Source organism: Streptomyces sp. PR69, assembly GCF_026420845.1.
Classification (GTDB): domain Bacteria; phylum Actinomycetota; class Actinomycetes; order Streptomycetales; family Streptomycetaceae; genus Streptomyces.
Window position 1 is genome coordinate 1 of the sequence record NZ_JAOWCB010000029.1, and the last position, 17,914, is coordinate 17,914.

The following is a 17,914-nucleotide window of genomic DNA, read 5'->3' on the forward strand; positions in this document are numbered from 1 at the left end:
CCCTGTACGGCCTGAAGGCCGTGTCCTCAAACGCCGGACGGGCTTGATTTGGCTGCGCCAATCCCAGCCCCGCCTGGGGGCACCTCCGTGGGGTACCTCGGACAGAGTCTGGGGGGAGGCAGCCGAAGGAGTTTGAGGCGCAGGGGCCGGAAACCCAGCCCCACCGACGCTTGAGACGCGGGGGCCAGAAACCCAGCCCCACCGACGCTTGAGGCGCAGGGGCTGGAAATCCAGCCTCGCCGGCGTTTGAGGCGCGGGGGGTCCGGGGGCGGAGCCCCCGTTTGATGGCCGCGTGCCGCACGGGACACAGCGGGCGGGTTAACGGCCGCCGCCGTGAGCGGGGCGGGCGAGCGCGCGTAGGCTCTTCCCGGCAGAGAGGGCGTCGATCCGCCCGCCCTGCCATACGACCCCCGACCTCCTGGAACTCAACGGAAGCGAGATTTCACCACCGTGACTGCTCTCACTCTCAGCACTGCCGGCGCGGCGACGCTGCGCGCCGACGCCATCGTCGTCGGGGTCGCCAAGAGCCCTCAGGGCGGGAACGGACTCGTCGTCGCACCGGGCGCGGAAGCCGTCGTCGAGGCGTACGACGGCAAGCTCGCCGACATCCTGAAGTCCCTCGGCGCGAGCGGCGCGGAGGGCGAGGTGACCAAGCTCCCCGCGCCCGCGGGCTTCAAGGCCCCGGTCGTCCTGGCGGCCGGGCTCGGCTCCGCGCCGGAGAAGGACGAGGCGTACGACGCCGAGGCGCTGCGCCGGGCCGCCGGGTCGGCTGCCCGTGCGCTGAGCGGCTCCAAGAAGGCCGCCTTCGCGCTGCCCATCGAGGCCTCTGAGGACGCGGAGGCCATCGCGGAGGGCGCGCTGCTCGGTGCGTACGCCTTCACCGCGTACCAGGGCGGGGACGCGTCCGCGAAGGACGGCGACAACGGCGTCAAGGCGCCCCTCGCCGAGGTCGCCCTCCTGGGCGCCAAGCCGCGCGACAAGGCGTACAAGGCGGCCGTCGCGCGCGCCCTGGCGGTCACCGAGGAGGTCAACCGCGCCCGCGACCTGATCAACACTCCGCCGAACGACCTCACCCCCGAGGCCTTCGCCGCGGTCGCCTCCGCGGCCGGCAAGGAGCACGGCGTCAAGGTGCAGGTGCTGGACGAGAAGGCGCTCGCCAAGGGCGGCTACGGCGGCATCATCGGCGTCGGCCAGGGCTCCCAGAACCCGCCGCGCCTGGTGAAGCTCTCGTACACCCACTCCAAGGACGCCAAGACGCTGGCGCTGGTCGGCAAGGGCATCACCTACGACTCGGGCGGCATCTCCCTGAAGCCGGCCGGCCACAACGAGACCATGAAGTGCGACATGAGCGGCGCGGCCGCCGTGTTCGCCGCGGTCGTGGCGGCCGCGCGGCTCGGTCTGGAGGTGAACGTCACCGGCTGGCTGGCGCTCGCCGAGAACATGCCGTCCGGCTCCGCCGTGCGCCCCGGCGATGTGCTGCGCATGTACAGCGGCAAGACCGTCGAGGTGCTCAACACCGACGCCGAAGGCCGGCTCGTGCTCGCCGACGCGCTGACGAAGGCGTCCGAGGAGAACCCGGACGCGATCGTCGACGTGGCCACGCTGACCGGCGCGATGGTGCTGGCGCTGGGCCACCGCACCTTCGGGATCATGGCCAACGACGACGCGTTCCGCACCGCGATCCACGAGATCGCCGAGGAGGCGGGCGAGCAGTCCTGGCCGATGCCGCTCCCCGCCGAGCTGCGCAAGGGCATGGACTCCCCGACCGCGGACATCGCGAACATGGGTGAGCGGATGGGCGGCGGCCTGGTCGCCGGTCTCTTCCTCAAGGAGTTCATCGGCGAGGGCATCACCTGGGCCCACCTGGACATCGCCGGCCCGGCCTTCCACGAGGGCGCGCCCTGGGGCTACACCCCCAAGGGCGGCACCGGCGCTTCGGTCCGCACCCTGGTCAAGCTCGCCGAACGCATCGCCGCCGGCGACCTCGGCTGATTTTTTTATGGCTCGGATCGCCCAGGGGCGAACCGAGCCCGATTAGACACAGTAAACGGGCCGGGGTCTCCGCTCGCGGCAACAAGTGCGAAGATGGGTTCTCGGCAGGACAGGGCCCCCACCACAGGGCCGAAGAGACAGCGGCCGAACACCAGCCGACCGGCCGGGCAAACCTTGAGGCAGACGGGCCCGGCGTACGGCGCATATGCATGGAGGACGTGACGTGGCGAACGACGCCAGCACCGTTTTCGACCTAGTGATCCTCGGCGGCGGTAGCGGCGGTTACGCTGCGGCGCTGCGCGGAGCTCAGCTGGGCCTGGACGTCGCCCTGATCGAGAAGGGCAAGGTCGGCGGCACCTGCCTGCACAACGGCTGTATTCCCACGAAGGCGCTGCTGCACGCCGGCGAGATCGCCGATCAGGCGCGCGAGGCCGATCAGTTCGGTGTGAAGGCCACCTTCGAGGGCATCGACATGGGTGCCGTCCACAAGTACAAGGACGATGTGATCTCGGGCCTCTACAAGGGTCTGCAGGGTCTGATCGCCTCGCGCAAGGTCACCTTCATCGAGGGCGAGGGCCGGCTGTCCTCCCCCACCTCCGTCGATGTGAACGGCCGGCGTGTCCAGGGCCGCCACGTCCTGCTGGCCACCGGCTCGGTGCCGAAGTCGCTGCCCGGCCTGGAGATCGACGGCAACCGCATCATCTCCTCGGACCACGCGCTGACGCTGGACCGCGTCCCGAAGTCCGCGATCGTGCTGGGCGGCGGCGTGATCGGCGTCGAGTTCGCCTCCGCGTGGAAGTCCTTCGGCGCCGAGGTCACCGTCATCGAGGGCCTGAAGCACCTGGTGCCGGTCGAGGACGAGAACAGCTCCAAGCTGCTGGAGCGCGCGTTCCGCAAGCGGGGCATCAAGTTCAACCTGGGCACCTTCTTCGAGAAGGCCGAGTACACCCAGGACGGCGTACGCGTCACCCTCGCGGACGGCAAGACCTTCGAGGCCGAGGTGCTGCTCGTGGCGGTCGGCCGCGGCCCGGTCTCGCAGGGCCTGGGCTACGAGGAGCAGGGCGTCGCGATGGACCGCGGCTATGTCCTGGTCGACGAGTACATGCAGACCAACGTTCCGACGATCTCCGCCGTCGGCGACCTCGTGCCGACCCTCCAGCTCGCGCACGTCGGCTTCGCGGAGGGCATCCTGGTGGCGGAGCGTCTGGCCGGTCTCAAGACCGTTCCGATCGACTACGACGGCGTGCCGCGGGTGACGTACTGCCACCCGGAGGTCGCGTCCGTCGGCATCACCGAGGCGAAGGCCAAGGAGATCTACGGCGCGGACAAGGTCGTCGCTCTGAAGTACAACCTCGCGGGCAACGGCAAGAGCAAGATCCTCAAGACCGCGGGCGAGATCAAGCTCGTCCAGGTCAAGGACGGTGCCGTGGTCGGCGTCCACATGGTCGGTGACCGCATGGGCGAGCAGGTCGGCGAGGCCCAGCTGATCTACAACTGGGAGGCTCTGCCGGCCGAGGTCGCGCAGCTGGTCCATGCGCACCCGACGCAGAACGAGGCGCTCGGCGAGGCCCACCTGGCGCTCGCGGGCAAGCCGCTCCACTCCCACGACTGATCAGTCGCCGGGCGCGACGACCACATACCGCACATTTGTTAGGAGCAACTGAAACCATGGCGGTTTCCGTAACCCTTCCGGCGCTCGGCGAGAGCGTCACCGAGGGCACTGTCACCCGCTGGCTGAAGGCCGAGGGAGAGCGCGTCGAGGCCGACGAGCCGCTGCTCGAGGTGTCGACCGACAAGGTCGACACCGAGATCCCCGCCCCGGCCGCCGGTGTCCTCGCCTCCATCAAGGTCGCCGAGGACGAGACCGTCGAGGTCGGCGCCGAGCTGGCCGTGATCGACGACGGCACCGGTGCGCCGGCCGAGGCTCCGGCCCCGGCCGCCGCCGAAGCCGAGACCGTGGCGGCCCCGACGCCGGCCGCCCCGGCCCCCGCTGCCGAGGCCCCGGCCGCCCCGGCTCCGGCTGCCGCCGCCCCCGCGGGCGGTGCGGCCGAGGGCACCGACGTCACCCTTCCGGCGCTCGGCGAGAGCGTCACCGAGGGCACCGTCACCCGCTGGCTGAAGGAGGTCGGCGAGTCCGTAGAGGAGGACGAGCCGCTGCTCGAGGTCTCCACGGACAAGGTCGACACCGAGATCCCCGCACCGGTCGCCGGTGTGCTGCTGGAGATCGTGGTCGGCGAGGACGAGACCGCAGAGGTCGGCGCGAAGCTCGCCGTCATCGGCGCTCCGGGCGCTGCTCCGGCCGCCGCTCCGGCTCCGGCCGCCCCGGCACCGGCACCGGCCCCTGTGCAGGAGGCCCCGGCCCCGGCCCCCGCTCCGGCTCCGGCTCCGGCTCCGGCTCCGGTCCAGGAGGCCCCGGCCCCCGCTGCCGCTCCGGCGGCCGCACCGGCCCCGGCGCCCGCCGCCCCGGCTCCGGCCGCCGCGCCGACCGCTGCCGCTCCGGCCGCGGTCGAGGCGGGCGACGCCTACGTCACCCCGCTGGTGCGCAAGCTCGCCGCCGAGAACGGCGTCGACCTGAGCACCGTCAAGGGCACCGGCGTCGGCGGCCGTATCCGCAAGCAGGACGTCATCGCCGCCGCGGAGGCCGCCAAGGCCGCCGCTGCCGCCCCGGCTCCGGCCGCTGCCGCCGCTCCGGCCCCCGCCGCCAAGGCCCCGGCGCTGGAGGTCTCCCCGCTGCGCGGCCAGACCGTCAAGATGACCCGCATGCGCAAGGTCATCGGCGACAACATGATGAAGGCGCTGCACGGCCAGGCGCAGCTGTCCTCGGTCGTCGAGGTCGACGTCACCAAGCTGATGAAGCTGCGCGGCCGTGCGAAGGACTCCTTCGCCGCCCGCGAGGGCGTCAAGCTGTCCCCGATGCCGTTCTTCGTCAAGGCGGCGGCCCAGGCGCTGAAGGCCCACCCGGTCATCAACGCCCGGATCAACGAGGACGAGGGCACCATCACGTACTTCGACACGGAGAACATCGGCATCGCCGTGGACTCCGAGAAGGGCCTGATGACCCCCGTCATCAGGGGCGCGGGCGACCTGAACATCGCCGGCATCGCCAAGGCGACGGCCGACCTGGCCGGCAAGGTCCGCGGCAACAAGATCACCCCGGATGAGCTGGCCGGGGCGACCTTCACCATCAGCAACACCGGTTCGCGGGGCGCGCTGTTCGACACGATCATCGTGCCGCCGAACCAGGTCGCCATCCTGGGCATCGGCGCGACCGTCAAGCGCCCGGCGGTCATCGAGACCCCCGAGGGCACGGTCATCGGCGTCCGCGACATGACGTATCTGACGCTCTCCTACGACCACCGTCTGGTGGACGGCGCGGACGCCGCCCGCTACCTGACGGCCGTCAAGGCGATCCTGGAGGCCGGCGAGTTCGAGGTCGAGCTCGGCCTGTAACCCTCGCTGTAACGCTCGACACAGCTGTGCCCGCGGGGCCCTGTCCGGATTCTCCGGGCGGGGCCCCGCGGCAATAATGGGCAACGCCCGCGCATGACAACGACAAGGCTCGCGCCGCCCGCCCCAGGAGCCCTCATGACCACCCCGCCCGTCGTCCACTCGCTGCGCGAGCAAATCCGCGAGCACATCGTGGAGGGCATCGTCAGCGGCCGCTGGAAGCCGGGCGAGCGGATCGTGGAACGGCGCATCGCCACCGAACTCCAGGTCTCCCAGACACCCGTGCGGGAAGCCTTGCGCGAGCTGGAGAGCCTGCGGCTGATCGAGTCCGCGCCCAACAAGGGCGTACGGGTGCGGAATCTGACGGCCGCGGACCTGGAGGAGAGCTATCCCGTCCGCGCCGGTCTGGAACAGATCGCCGCGGAGCTGGCGGCGGAGCGTCTGGGCGCGGACTGCTCGGCGCTGGAGCCGCATGTGGCGGCGCTGTACGAGGCCGACCGCGTCGGCGACTCGGCGGCGCAGGTCCGGCACACGGTCGCCTTCCACCGGGAGCTGGTGCGGGCGGCGGGGAACGCGGTGCTGCTGCACACGTGGGAAGGGCTGGGGATCGAGGTGTTCACGGCGCTGTCGATCAGATGGCTGGGGACGGTGCAGAAGTCGTATGCGGAGGAGCACGAGGAGCTGGTCGAGGCATTCCGGCGGCGGGACCCCCAGATCGGGTCCCTGGTCAAGGCCCACGTCCTGGGCTGCGCCCCGCGCGCCTGACCGGGCCCTCCCTTGACTGGGGCTCCGCCCCAGACCCCGTTCCCGGGGGCTCCGCCCCCGAACCCCCGCGCCTCAATCTCCCCCAGCTGCCTCCCCCAGATTCCGTCCGGGGGTACCCCCACGGAGGTGCCCCCAACGGGCTGGAAATTCCAGCCCCTCCGGCGTTTGAGGAGCGGGGGTCTGGGGGCGGAGCTCCCAGTTACGGGAAGGGGCGGGGTGGGGGAAAGGCGCCGCGTAGCGCAACGCACCCCGCACAGCTGAGCCCACCCCCGCTCACCCACCCCCCACTCCGCCCGATTCGCCCCCTTCATCCCGGCACTCCGTGCCCCATTCCGCGGCACGGAATGCCAATTTCTCAAGATTGAGAAGTTTTCCACCCTCAGACTTTGATCGATCATCGATCAGCGACTTACAGTCGACGACGGGTTCACCAACCCTTCGCCCTGTCCTGCCAGACAAGGCCCCTTTTCACCACCCCCCTCCTGTCCGGAAGGCGGCGATCATGACCGACCCCGTAGGCAAGCTTCCGAGCGAGCTCGACCAGCTCCCGGACCGCGACGCCGAGGAGACCGCCGAGTGGGCGGCCTCTCTCGACGCCGTCGCCGAGCATGCCGGCCCCCATCGCGCCGCGTATCTGATGCGTCGCACGCTTCAGCACGCAGAGACCGCCGGGGTCCCGCTGCCCAGCCTGCTGGAGACGGACTACGTCAACACCATCCCCACCGCCGCCGAGGACTCGTTCGGCGCGTTCGACGGCGACGCGGAGCTGGAAGCCCGTATCGCCGCGTGGAACCGCTGGAACGCGGCCGCGATGGTCACCCGCGGCTCCCGCCACGGCGTCGGCGGCCATATCGCCACCTTCGCCTCCGCCGCCTGGCTGTACGAGACGGGCTTCAACCACTTCTTCCGCGGCAAGGAGGCGGACGGCTCGGGCGACCAGCTCTATATCCAGGGCCACGCCTCCCCCGGCATCTACGCCCGCGCCTTCCTCGACGGCAGGCTCACCGAGGCCCACCTCGACAACTTCCGCCAGGAGGCCGGCGGCCAGGGCCTGCCGTCCTATCCGCACCCGCGCCGGCTGCCCTGGCTGTGGGAGTTCCCCACGGTCTCCATGGGTCTCGGCCCGCTCTCCGCGATCTACCAGGCGCGCTTCAACCGCTACCTCGCGGGCCGCGGCATCAAGGACACGTCCAACTCCCACGTCTGGGCGTTCCTCGGCGACGGCGAGATGGACGAGCCCGAGTCGACCGCGGCGCTCGCCCTCGCCGCCCGTGAGCGGCTGGACAATCTGACGTTTGTCATCAACTGCAACCTCCAGCGCCTCGACGGCCCCGTCCGCGCCAACTTCAAGATCGTGCAGGAGCTGGAGGCCCAGTTCCGCGGGGCCGGCTGGAACGTCGTCAAGACGCTCTGGGGCTCCGCCTGGGACGAGCTGTTCGCCCTTGACACCACGGGCGCGCTGGTGCGCCGGCTGCGCCAGGTGCCGGACGCCCAGTTCCAGACGTACGCCACACGGGACGCGGCGTACATCCGCGAGCACTTCTTCGGCGCGGAGCCCGCGTTCGCGGAGCTCGGCAAGCTGCTGAGCGACGCGAAGATCGCCGAGTGCTTCCACACCTCCCGCGGCGGCCACGAGCCCCGCAAGGTGTACGCGGCCTACCGCGCGGCCCTCGCGCACAAGGGCGCGCCGACCGTGATCCTCGCCCAGACGGTGAAGGGCTACACGCTCGGCAAGGGCTTTGAGTCCAAGAACGCCAACCACCAGATGAAGAAGCTGTCGATCGAAGAGTTCAAGGGCATGCGCGATCTGCTCGGGCTCCCGATCGCCGACAGCGCCTTCGCCGACGGACAGGTGCCGTACGGCCACCCCGGCGCTGACTCCCCCGAGGTCCGGTACCTCCAGGAGCGCCGCGCGGCCCTCGGCGGCCCGGCTCCGGCGCGCCGCGTCCACCCCGTCCCCGCTCTGCCCGCGCCCGAGGAGCGCGCCTTCAAGGCGCTGCTGAAGGGCTCCGGCAAGCAGGAGATGGCCACCACCATGGCGTTCGTCCGCCTGGTGAAGGACCTGATGCGGGACAAGCAGAGCGGCAAGCGCTGGGTGCCGATCGTCCCGGACGAGGCCCGCACCTTCGGCATGGAGTCGCTGTTCCCGTCGGCGGGCATCTACTCGCCGCTGGGCCAGACGTACGAGCCGGTCGACCGCGACCAGCTGATGTACTACAAGGAGGCCAAGGACGGCCAGATCCTCAACGAGGGGATCACCGAGGCCGGCGCGATGGCCGACTTCATCGCCGCCGCGACGTCGTACGCGACGCACGGCGAGACGATGATCCCGTTCTATATCTTCTACTCGATGTTCGGCTGGCAGCGCACCGGCGACCAGATGTGGCAGCTCGCCGACCAGCTCGGCAAGGGCTTCATCGTGGGCGCGACGGCCGGCCGCACCACCCTGACCGGTGAGGGCCTGCAGCACGCGGACGGCCACTCGCATCTGATCGCGGCCACCAACCCGGCCTCGCTCAACTACGACCCGGCGTTCGCCTACGAGGTCGCGGTGATCGTCAAGGACGGTCTGCGCCGGATGTACGGCGAGACCGCCCCGGGCGAGGACTCGAACGTCTTCTACTACCTGACGGTCTACAACGAGCCGAAGCCGCAGCCCGCGATGCCGGAGGGCGTCGAGGAGGGCATCATCAAGGGGCTGTACCGCTTCAAGGAGGCCGAGTCGCCTGCGGCCGACGCCCCGCGGCTCCAGCTTCTCGCATCGGGCACGGCGATCCACTGGGCGCTTGAGGCGCAGCAGCTGCTCGCCGCCGACTGGGGCGTCGCGGCGGACGTCTGGTCCGCCACCTCGTGGGGCGAGCTGCGCCGGGACGCGCTGGAGTGCGACGAGGCGCTGCTGCGCGGCGAGCAGCGGACCCCGTATGTCACCCGGGCGCTGGAGGGTGCGCCGGGACCGGTGCTGGCGGTCAGCGACTGGATGCGCCAGGTGCCGGACCAGATCAGCCAGTGGGTGGAGCAGGACTACTCCTCGCTCGGCACGGACGGCTTCGGTCTGTCCGACACCCGTGAGGCGGCCCGCCGTCACTTCGGCGTCGACGCGCAGTCGATCGTCGTCGCGGCGCTGGCGCAGCTCGCCAGGCGCGGCGAGGTCCCGGCCTCCGCGGTGAAGGAGGCGCGCGAGCGCTACGGCCTCTGAGCCCGTAGGCACAGCGCAACGGGTGCGGCCCCTGTCTGACGGCGGGGGCCGCAGCCGTTTCGTTTCCGCGTGCCGTGTTCCGCGTGCCGTGTTCCGCGTACCCCGGGTCACTCCGCGGGGCGGACTCCCGGCGGCGGGGGCTCCGGCTCGGGCGTGTGGCTGCGCAGCCGGATGATGGCCGCGACCAGTCCGCCCCAGACGATGACGATCGCGATGATCATCATGATGACGGCGCCTGCGGACATCAGGGCTCCTTCCTCTCGACGGGGGCCTGCATATCGAGGTCGATGTCCTCTCCGCCCGCCTTCCACGGCATGAGGGTGAGGATGACGCCGGCGAGCAGCGCGCCGATCGCGACGCTCCAGCCGGCGCCGAGCAGAAACTCGGTGGAGTAGCCCGCGTAGTTCTCGTCGAACTCCTGGCGGAGGCTGTCGACCATCATCCAGCCGAGGACGAGGGGGGTGATGACGCCCAGGCAGATCCGCCACCAGTGGCCGAGCCGGATGGCCGAGGTGGCGTCCGCGTTCTGCTGGAGTTCGGGGAGCTTGCGCAGCAGCCAGGCGACCACGATCACGCTGACCAGCGCGGCGAGGGCGATGCCGTACTGGTTGATGAAGTGGTCGGAGGCGTCCAGCAGATACAGGCCCGCGTCGGTCGGGAACAGCACGATGGAGGCGACGGCCACCAGACCGCCGATGCCGAAGACGGCGGGGATGCGGCGGATGCCGGTGCGGTCCTGGATCGCGGAGACGATGACCTGCACGATGGAGATCAGCGAGGACAGTCCCGCGATCACCAGCGAGACAAAGAACAGCACGCCGAAGAAGCTGCCCGCGGGCATCTCGGAGATGACGGCCGGGAAGGCGACAAACGCGAGGCCGAGCCCGGCGCTGGCGACATCGTCGACCGGCACCCCCGCCTGGGCGGCCATAAAGCCCAGCGTCGCGAAGACGCCGATGCCGGCCAGGATTTCGAAGGAGCTGTTGGCGAAGCCGGCCACCATCGCGGAGCCGGTGAGGTCCGCGCGCCGCCCGAGGTAGGAGGCGTAGGTGACCATGATGCCGAAGCCGATGGACAGCGAGAAGAAGATCTGGCCGTAGGCGGCGACCCAGACGCTGCCGTTGTCCAGCTCCGACCATTCGGGCGCGAAGAGCGCGTCGAGGCCCTCGGCCGCGCCCTCCAGGGTGAGCGCCCGGATGACCAGGATGACGAAGAAGAGCACCAGCAGCGGGATGAAGATCTTGTTCGCCCGTTCGATGCCGCGCCGTACGCCGAATGCCAGGATGCCCAGCACCACTGCCCAGACGGCGATCAGCGGCCAGATCACCGCGGTCACATAGCCGGAGATCATTCCCGGTGTCTCCGCGACCTCAAGGAAGTCCGCGAAGAGGAACGCCTCGGGGTCGTCGCCCCACGACTGGTTGACGGAGAAGCCGACATAGCGCACGGCCCAGGCGAGGATGACCGCGTAGTAGGTGGCGATGACAAAGCAGATGGCGACCTGCCACCAGCCGATGACCTCGGCGGGGCGGGCCATCCGGCGCAGCGCGGCCGGAGGGGACATCCGGTACTTGCGGCCGATCGTGTACTCCATGATCAGCACGGGGATGCCCGCGGTGAGCAGAGCGGCCAGATAGGGGAGGAGGAACGCGCCGCCGCCGTTCTCGAAGGCGATCGCCGGAAAGCGCCAGATATTGCCGAGTCCGATGGCCGAGCCGATGGCGGCCAGCAGGAATCCGGCGCGGGTGGACCACTGCTCACGAGGCTGGTTGGTCATAGGGGCGTCCTTGCTCGCGCTGTCCGTCTGTTCTGTTTGCTCTGTTTATCCTGCTTGCCCTGTTCTGCACTGACTGAACGTTAGCGCGGGATGTGCCGCCCAGCGCGACCACGACATGGGCGATCCTTGACCTTGACACCGTGTGAAGGCGTGGAGTGAGAGGGTCATGTTCACCATCGGAGACTTCGCCCGGCACGGACGTGTGTCGGCCCGCATGCTGCGCCACTACGACACCGTGGGGCTGCTGCGCCCCGCCCGCACCGACGCGTGGCCGAGCTGACGGCGGTCGCCGCCGGCTATGAGCCGGAGCACATCGGGCCGGTGATCCGGCCGCTGTACGAGGAGCTGTGCAAGCGGCTCGATGCCGCGGGCGTCACCCCGACAGGCCCCGGCATCGCGTACTACGAGGCCTGCGCGGACGCGGCGCCCGGCTCCGGGGCGGACGAGGGCGCCATCACGGTGCACGCCGCGATAGCCGTCTCGGCCGAGCCCGCGCCCGGGCAGGACTTCGCGATCGTCGATCTGCCGGCCGTCGAACAGGCGGCGACCATCGTGCATCGCGGCCCGATGGACGAGGTGGTGCCCACGGGTCAGGCGCTGGCCCGCTGGATCGACGAAAGCGGGCGCCAGTCCGCCGGTTACGCCAGAGAGGTGACGCTGGAGTGGGACGAGGACCCGCGCAAGTGGGTCACCGAACTTCAGGAGCCGCTGCTCTGACCACAGCGCCCGTCGGCTGACGCCGCCCGGTCCCGCCCCGACGGGGTCTGTTGGGGACAATGGCCCGCATGCGCGCTGCCCGCCTGATCAAGATGGTGCTGCTTCTGCAGTCGAGATCCTCGATGACCGGGGCGGAACTGGCCCGGGAGCTGGAGGTGTCGGAGCGCACCGTCGCCCGGGACGCCGTCGCCCTGTCGGAGGCGGGCGTTCCGGTGTACGCGGACCGGGGGCGGACCGGCGGCTATCGCCTGATCGGCGGATACCGCACCCGGCTGACCGGCCTCGCCCGCGGCGAGGCGGAGGCGCTGTTTCTGTCCGGGCTGCCCGGCGCCCTGCGGGAGATGGGCCTTCAGGACGCGGCGTCCGCGGCCCGGCTCAAGGTGTCCGCGGCGCTGCTGCCGTCGCTGCGGGACGCCTCGGCCTCCGCGGCCCAGCGCTTCCATCTGGACGCCCCTGGCTGGTACCAGGAGCCCGAGACGCCCGAGTTGCTGCCCGCGGTGGCCGAAGCCGTATGGGACGACCGGCTGCTGCGGGCCCGCTACCGGCGGGGCGACGGGTACAGCGCAGAGGCAGAGCGGGAGCTGGCCCCGTACGGTCTCGTGCTCAAGGCGGGCGTCTGGTACCTGTGCGCGCGTGCGGAGGGCGGGACGGGCTCTTTCCGGGTGTACCGGATCGACCGGTTCAGCTCGGCGGAGCCCGCGGAGGAACGTTTCGAACGGGACGGGGAGTTCGATCTGCCGGCCTTCTGGGCGGAGCGCGCGGCGCAGTTCGCGCGCTCCATCCTGCGCGCCGAGGCGGTGCTGCGGCTGACCGAGGCGGGCGCGCGCCGGCTGCCGTACGCGACCGACCGCGCCGCGGCCGAGGAGGCCCTGGCCGCGGCGGACGGCCCGGACGAACAGGGCCGGGTGACCCTCACCCTGCCCGTGGAGTCCCTGGAGGTGGCGCTGTCCCAGCTGCTGTCGCTGGGCCCGGAGGCGGAGGTGCTTGAACCGCCGGAGCTGCGGGAGCGGTTCGCCGCGGCGGCGCGCGGCATGGCGGCGCTGTACGGGCCGGGTCGGCCGTAGCCGCCAGCCGCCAGCCCTCAGCTGTCAGCTGTCAGCTGTCAGCCGCCAGCGGTTGTCGTCAGTCGTCAGCGGTAGTCGGCCGCCGTGCCCTTCGCGCCGCCCTTGACGACCTCCTCGATATACGTCCAGGCGTCCGGCCGGCTGCCGTCCGCGTCCGTGAAGCCGTACACCTTCGCCAGCCCCGCGCTGGAGAGCGACCGGCCGTTCCAGCGTGCCCGCTCCGGGTCCGCGGCCAGCGCCGCGACCGCCCGGCCGACGAAGACCGGCGACTCGGAGATCGCGAAGTGCTCGCTCTTGGCGATGGCGTCGCGCCAGTTCTCCTCCGTGACGCCGAAGTGGTCGAGCATCTGCTCGGAGCGCAGCCACCCCGGCGTCATCGACACGGCCGTGCAGCCCACGCCCTTGAGGTCCTCGCCCAGGGACAGCGCCATCCGGATCGGGGCGTACTTCGCGAGGTCGTAGTAGAAGTTCTCCCGGAAGCCCTTGTTCGTCTCGGCCGTGCCGTCCGTGACCTCGACGAGGAGTCCGCCCGGGTTGCGCACCAGCAGCGGCAGCGCACAGCTGCTGGTGATGATGTGGCTCTTCACGCCGAGCTCCAGCATCCGCAGCCCGCGCTCCAGCTCCGTGTCCCACATCTTCGTGTCCCAGACGATCAGATGCTCGCCGCCCCAGGCGTCGTTGACGAGGATGTCCAGCCGGCCCCGCTCCTCGTCGATCCGGGCGACCACCGCCCGTACCTGCTCGGCGTCGAGATGGTCCGCGGGGATCGCGATCCCCTCCCCGCCCGCCGCGGTGACCAGCTCCGCGGTCTCCTCGATGGTCTCCGTGGTCCGGCCGACCTCACTCGCCTTGCCGCGGGTGGTCCGCCCGGTCACATAGACGGTCGCCCCGGCCGCGCCCATCTGCACGGCGATGGCGCGGCCCGCGCCCCGGGTCGCGCCCGCGACGAGAGCGGTCTTTCCCGACAGTGCCTTGGTGTGTGTCGTCATACGCCGACCGTGACACGGATACCCGACATCCTCTGTCCGCTATCCGATCGGCTGCATGATCGGCTGACTGATCGGTTTCGGCCGGCTCCGGCTTTTCCCCGGCTCCGCGTGCGCGCGCGTCCGGCAGCCACGATGCTTGTGCCGTGATGGACGAGACGGAGTTCTGGGAGATCGTGGACACCACTCGTGAGGCCGCCGAGGGCGACCCCGAGGACCATGCCGATCTGCTCGTCGAGCGGCTGCTCCGGCTCGACCCCGACTCCGTGCTGGACTTCGCCCGCCACTTCGAGGCGCGCTACAACCGCGCGTACACCTGGGATCTGTGGGGTGCGGCCGCTGTGCTGCTGGGCGGGGCCAGCGACGACGCCTTCGACTACTTCCGCTGCTGGCTGATCGGCCAGGGCCGGGAGGTGTTCGAGGGCGCGGTGCACGATCCGGACTCGCTGGCCGAGCTGCTGGAGGAGTTCGACGAGGACATCGACGGGGACGGTGAGGAGCTGGGGTACGCGGCCGACGAGGCGTATGAGCAGCTCACCGGGGTGGTGGCGCCGGATCTGGGGATCGCGCCGCAGACGGCGGAGCCGACGGGCACGCCGTTCGACTTCGACGACGACGCGGCTCTGGCGCGCCGGTTTCCGCGGCTGTGGGAACGCTTCGGCGAACCGTAGGGACGGCACCCCGCGTGTGAAGGTTCGCGTTCAGGCGTCGAGAGCGCGGCCCATCAGCACGTCGTCCACATACCGCCCGTGCAGAAAGAACTCCCCGGGCAGCACGCCCTCGACGGCGAAGCCCTCCGACGCGTACAGCGCACGGGCGGGGGCGTTGTGCCCCAGGACCCGCAGCGTGATGCGGATCGCACCCTGCCGCCTGGCCTCGTCGCAGGCCGCGCGCACCAGCGCGCGCCCCACGCCGCGTCCGCGGGCGCGGTCGGCGACGGCCAGGCCCTGGATCTGGCGGACATGGCGGTTGCAGTCGAGCGGAGTGGGCAGGCCGAGGCGGATGTACCCGAGGAGGGAGCCGTCCGCCGGGTCTTCGGCGACGAGATAGTGCTCCGGCGGGTGGGCCGCGTCGAAGAAGGGCGCGTACGGGGGTTCCGGCCGGGGCTGGACGGCGTGCAGCGGCGACCAGACCGCGGCGTCCAGCTCGGCGAGGACTGTGCTGTCGGTGTGATGTGCGGGACGTATCCGGGAATCGGCCATGGGATCACTGTGTCACGGCATGACGCGAGGGCAGGATGGGTCTCATGCAGGGATCTGAGCGTTCTCGCGTCGCTGTCACCGGCTCCACCGGGCTTATCGGCTCGGTGCTCGTCCGCTCCCTGCGGGCGGACGGACACGAGGTGGTGCGCCTGGTGCGCCGCACGGCCCGGGCGGCGGACGAGGTGGAGTGGGATCCGCACCGCCAGTACGTCGATGTGGCCGGGCTGGCCGGCTGTGACGCGATCGTGCATCTCGCGGGGGCGGGCGTCGGGGACCACCGCTGGACGGATGCGTACCGCAAGGAGATCCGGGACAGCCGGGTGCTCGGCACGGCCGCGATCGCACAGGCGGTGGCGGCGCTGGATCCGCCGCCGCGGGTGCTGGTCTCCGGCAGTGCGGTGGGGTATTACGGCGACACCGGCGACCGTGCCGTGGACGAGGACGCCCCGCCGGGGGACGGGTTTCTGCCGGACGTATGCGTGGAGTGGGAGGAGGCGGCGGCCCCGGCGCAGGAGGCGGGGGTGCGCACGGTCATCTCCCGCACCGGTCTGGTGGTGGCGCGCAAAGGCGGCGCATGGGGGCGGATGTTTCCGCTGTTCAAGGCGGGGCTCGGCGGGCGCCTGGGGGACGGCCGGCAGTACTGGAGCTTTATCGCGCTGCACGACCAGGTGGCTGCTCTGCGGCATCTGATCGACACGGAGTCGCTGGCAGGGCCGGTGAATCTGACGGCCCCTGAGCCGGTCACCAACGGCGAGGCCACGGCGGCGATGGGGCGGGTGCTGCACCGTCCGACGCTGTTCACGGTGCCGGCGCCGGTGCTGCGGGTCGTGCTGGGCGAGATGTCGGAGAATGTGCTGACCGGTCAGCGGGTGCTGCCCGCGCGGCTGCTGGAGTCCGGCTTCTCGTTCGCGTTTCCGACGATCGACGAGGCGATCCGGGCGTCGCTGAGGTAGCGGCGGCGGGTGGCGGGCGGGCAGGGTGCGGCTTGGCCCGGCTCGGGCCGCCCGGCTGGACCCGGCTTCGGCCGCCGGGCTCTGCCGCACCGCTCGGCCGCACCGGTTTGCGTGCGGCGCAGGACGCGTGCGGGTGAGGCGCGTGCGGCACGATATGGCACGGCTGGCGCATGGTTGCGTACGGCAGCGCAAGGGCCTTGGACACGCTCCGGTTCGGCGATCTTCGCCCACGGCGCTGTGCGCCCCCGCGCAACGGTGCTCCGCGCTGTGCGCGCATCGAACTTACGGTCCTGCTGCTTACGCTCGGTCCGAACTCGGGTATCCCTCGGGCCTGTCGGGGGCATCAGCCTTCCGTCAGCCGCGCCGACCTCGGGGAGGGGCACGTGCTCAGCACCGCTCACCATGAGCACCACGCGCACCACACAGACCGTGCGACCGCTGTATTCACCCATGCTGCGCGCCAGCCGGATCCCGCGCCCCATGCGGATGTCGTCGTCGTCGGGGCCGGCGTCGCCGGACTCTCGGCGGCCCGTCAGCTGACCGCAGCGGGGCTGACGGTCAGCGTGCTGGAGGCGACGTCCCGGGTGGGCGGCCGGATGGCGACCGAGGAGATCGACGGGTTCCGGCTCGACCGCGTCGGGCAGTTGCTCAACACCTCCTATCCAGAGCTGCGCCGCACAGCGGGTCTCGGAGATCTCGCCCTGCGGCGCTTCACTCCCGGAGTGCTCGTGCACAGCGGGGGCCGTATACAGCGGTTCGGCGTCGGGAGCGCACGGGGCGGCGCACTGACCATGGCACGCGCCCTGGCGAGCGCCCCCAGGCCGCTCGACCAGGCGCGGCTCGGCGCATCGCTCGCCAGGCTGGCGGCCACGCCCGTGGAGCGGATCCTCGCCCGGCCCGAGCGGCCCATGGGCAAGGCGCTCCGCGCCCGCGGGCTGCCCGCCCGCACCGTGCACGGGTTCCTCCGCCCGCTGCTGTCCACCCTGCTCAGCGATCCCGCGCTGACGACGTCGAGCCGCTGCGCCGACCTCGCGCTGCGCGGCTTCGCCCGGGGCAGGCTGTGCGTGCCGGAGGGCGGCGCGGCCACGCTGCCCCGGCAGCTGGCCGCGGCGCTGCCGCCCGGGACGGTGCGGACGGGAGTGCGGGTCACCGATGTCGCGATCAACCGGGTGCTCACCGAGGAGCACGGCGAGATCCGCTGCCGTGCGGTGGTCCTCGCGACGGGCGCGCGAGCGGCGGCCGAACTGCTGCCGGGGCTGCGGGTGCCGTCGTTCCACCCGGTGACCTCGGTGCACCACACCGCGCCCGCGCCGCCGCCGCACGCGGACGCGTCCCTGCTGCTGGACGCGGACCGGTCCGGTCCTGTCTCCCACACCGCGGTGATGAGCGCGGTCGATCCGTCGCGTGCGCCGCGGGGGCGGGTGCTGGTCTCGTCGACGGTGCTGGGCACGCCGCCGGACGATCTGGACCGGCGTGTACGCAAGCAGCTGGCGGCACTGTACGGGACGGCCACCGACGCCTGGGAGCTGCTGGCGGTCTCCCATGACCCCGAGGCGGTCCCGGCGATGCCGCCCCCGCACGATCTGAGGCGCACGGTGCGGCTGCTGGCCGGTCTGTATGTGTGCGGGGACCACCGCGACACGAGCACGGTGCAGGGCGCGCTGTTCTCGGGCCGCCGCGCCGCGCAGTCGGCCCTCGCCGACCTGGGCGTGCACCCGGCCGGGGTCCTTGAGGCGCCCCCGCTCCCGGCCGCCGCCTGACCACCGCCCGCGTCCCGGGCCGGGGGGACCCGGTACGCGGCTTCCTGCCCGCGCG

Annotated in this window: 13 protein-coding genes and 1 pseudogene; 10 read left to right on the forward strand and 4 right to left on the reverse strand. The window is 71.5% G+C overall.

The features are described 5' to 3' along the window. Window positions 1–450 precede the first annotated feature (450 nt). From OF819_RS22925 to aceE, 5 genes are all read left to right on the forward strand, one after another. Entirely contained in the window at window positions 451–1,992 is a 1,542-nt protein-coding gene (locus tag OF819_RS22925; protein ID WP_267245500.1) for a leucyl aminopeptidase, read from the forward strand. Window positions 1,993–2,215: 223 nt separating this feature from the next. Beyond that, the gene (lpdA, locus tag OF819_RS22930) at window positions 2,216–3,604 is read left to right on the forward strand and encodes a dihydrolipoyl dehydrogenase (protein WP_267245501.1); all 1,389 of its coding nucleotides are present in this window, start codon (window positions 2,216–2,218) and stop codon (window positions 3,602–3,604) included. A gap of 56 nt (window positions 3,605–3,660) precedes the next feature. Further along, complete coding sequence (sucB, locus tag OF819_RS22935) at window positions 3,661–5,442, forward strand: 2-oxoglutarate dehydrogenase, E2 component, dihydrolipoamide succinyltransferase (protein ID WP_267245502.1); 1,782 nt, start codon at window positions 3,661–3,663, stop codon at window positions 5,440–5,442. 135 nt (window positions 5,443–5,577) lie between these two features. Next, a complete protein-coding gene (locus tag OF819_RS22940; RefSeq protein ID WP_267245503.1) occupies window positions 5,578–6,204 on the forward strand; it encodes a GntR family transcriptional regulator in 627 nt (208 codons plus the stop codon). Window positions 6,205–6,706: 502 nt separating this feature from the next. Beyond that, the gene (gene aceE / locus OF819_RS22945; RefSeq protein ID WP_267245504.1) at window positions 6,707–9,400 is read left to right on the forward strand and encodes a pyruvate dehydrogenase (acetyl-transferring), homodimeric type; all 2,694 of its coding nucleotides are present in this window, start codon (window positions 6,707–6,709) and stop codon (window positions 9,398–9,400) included. 107 nt (window positions 9,401–9,507) lie between these two features. Here aceE and OF819_RS22950 read toward each other — a convergent pair whose 3' ends face one another. Continuing rightward, complete coding sequence (locus OF819_RS22950) at window positions 9,508–9,645, reverse strand: methionine/alanine import family NSS transporter small subunit (RefSeq protein ID WP_267245505.1); 138 nt, start codon at window positions 9,643–9,645, stop codon at window positions 9,508–9,510. Continuing rightward, entirely contained in the window at window positions 9,645–11,177 is a 1,533-nt protein-coding gene (locus tag OF819_RS22955; RefSeq protein ID WP_267245506.1) for a sodium-dependent transporter, read from the reverse strand. The genes OF819_RS22950 and OF819_RS22955 overlap by 1 nt, the downstream gene beginning before the upstream one ends. A 166-nt stretch (window positions 11,178–11,343) precedes the next feature. On the opposite strand from OF819_RS22955, the pseudogene OF819_RS22960 reads away from it, so the two are divergent. Together OF819_RS22960 and OF819_RS22965 are read left to right on the forward strand one after the other, a co-directional pair. Beyond that, a pseudogene (locus OF819_RS22960) lies at window positions 11,344–11,894 on the forward strand (MerR family transcriptional regulator). 68 nt (window positions 11,895–11,962) lie between these two features. Then, on the forward strand, window positions 11,963–12,958 hold the full coding sequence (locus OF819_RS22965; protein WP_267245507.1) for a helix-turn-helix transcriptional regulator: 996 nt from the start codon (window positions 11,963–11,965) through the stop codon (window positions 12,956–12,958). Window positions 12,959–13,023: 65 nt separating this feature from the next. Here OF819_RS22965 and OF819_RS22970 read toward each other — a convergent pair whose 3' ends face one another. Next, on the reverse strand, window positions 13,024–13,947 hold the full coding sequence (locus OF819_RS22970; RefSeq protein WP_267245508.1) for an SDR family oxidoreductase: 924 nt from the start codon (window positions 13,945–13,947) through the stop codon (window positions 13,024–13,026). A gap of 146 nt (window positions 13,948–14,093) precedes the next feature. On the opposite strand from OF819_RS22970, the gene OF819_RS22975 reads away from it, so the two are divergent. After that, complete coding sequence (locus tag OF819_RS22975; protein WP_267245545.1) at window positions 14,094–14,615, forward strand: DUF4240 domain-containing protein; 522 nt, start codon at window positions 14,094–14,096, stop codon at window positions 14,613–14,615. A 30-nt stretch (window positions 14,616–14,645) separates the two neighbouring features. On the opposite strand, the gene OF819_RS22980 is transcribed toward OF819_RS22975, so the two are convergent. Beyond that, on the reverse strand, window positions 14,646–15,146 hold the full coding sequence (locus OF819_RS22980; protein ID WP_267245509.1) for a GNAT family N-acetyltransferase: 501 nt from the start codon (window positions 15,144–15,146) through the stop codon (window positions 14,646–14,648). Window positions 15,147–15,190: 44 nt separating this feature from the next. Between OF819_RS22980 and OF819_RS22985 the strand changes: the two genes are divergently transcribed. Both OF819_RS22985 and OF819_RS22990 read left to right on the forward strand, forming a co-directional pair. Continuing rightward, window positions 15,191–16,099: a TIGR01777 family oxidoreductase gene (locus OF819_RS22985; protein ID WP_267245510.1), complete on the forward strand. Its 909-nt coding sequence runs from the start codon at window positions 15,191–15,193 to the stop codon at window positions 16,097–16,099. Between the two features lie 383 nt (window positions 16,100–16,482). Next, the gene (locus OF819_RS22990; RefSeq protein ID WP_323748956.1) at window positions 16,483–17,859 is read left to right on the forward strand and encodes an NAD(P)/FAD-dependent oxidoreductase; all 1,377 of its coding nucleotides are present in this window, start codon (window positions 16,483–16,485) and stop codon (window positions 17,857–17,859) included. Window positions 17,860–17,914 lie beyond the last annotated feature (55 nt).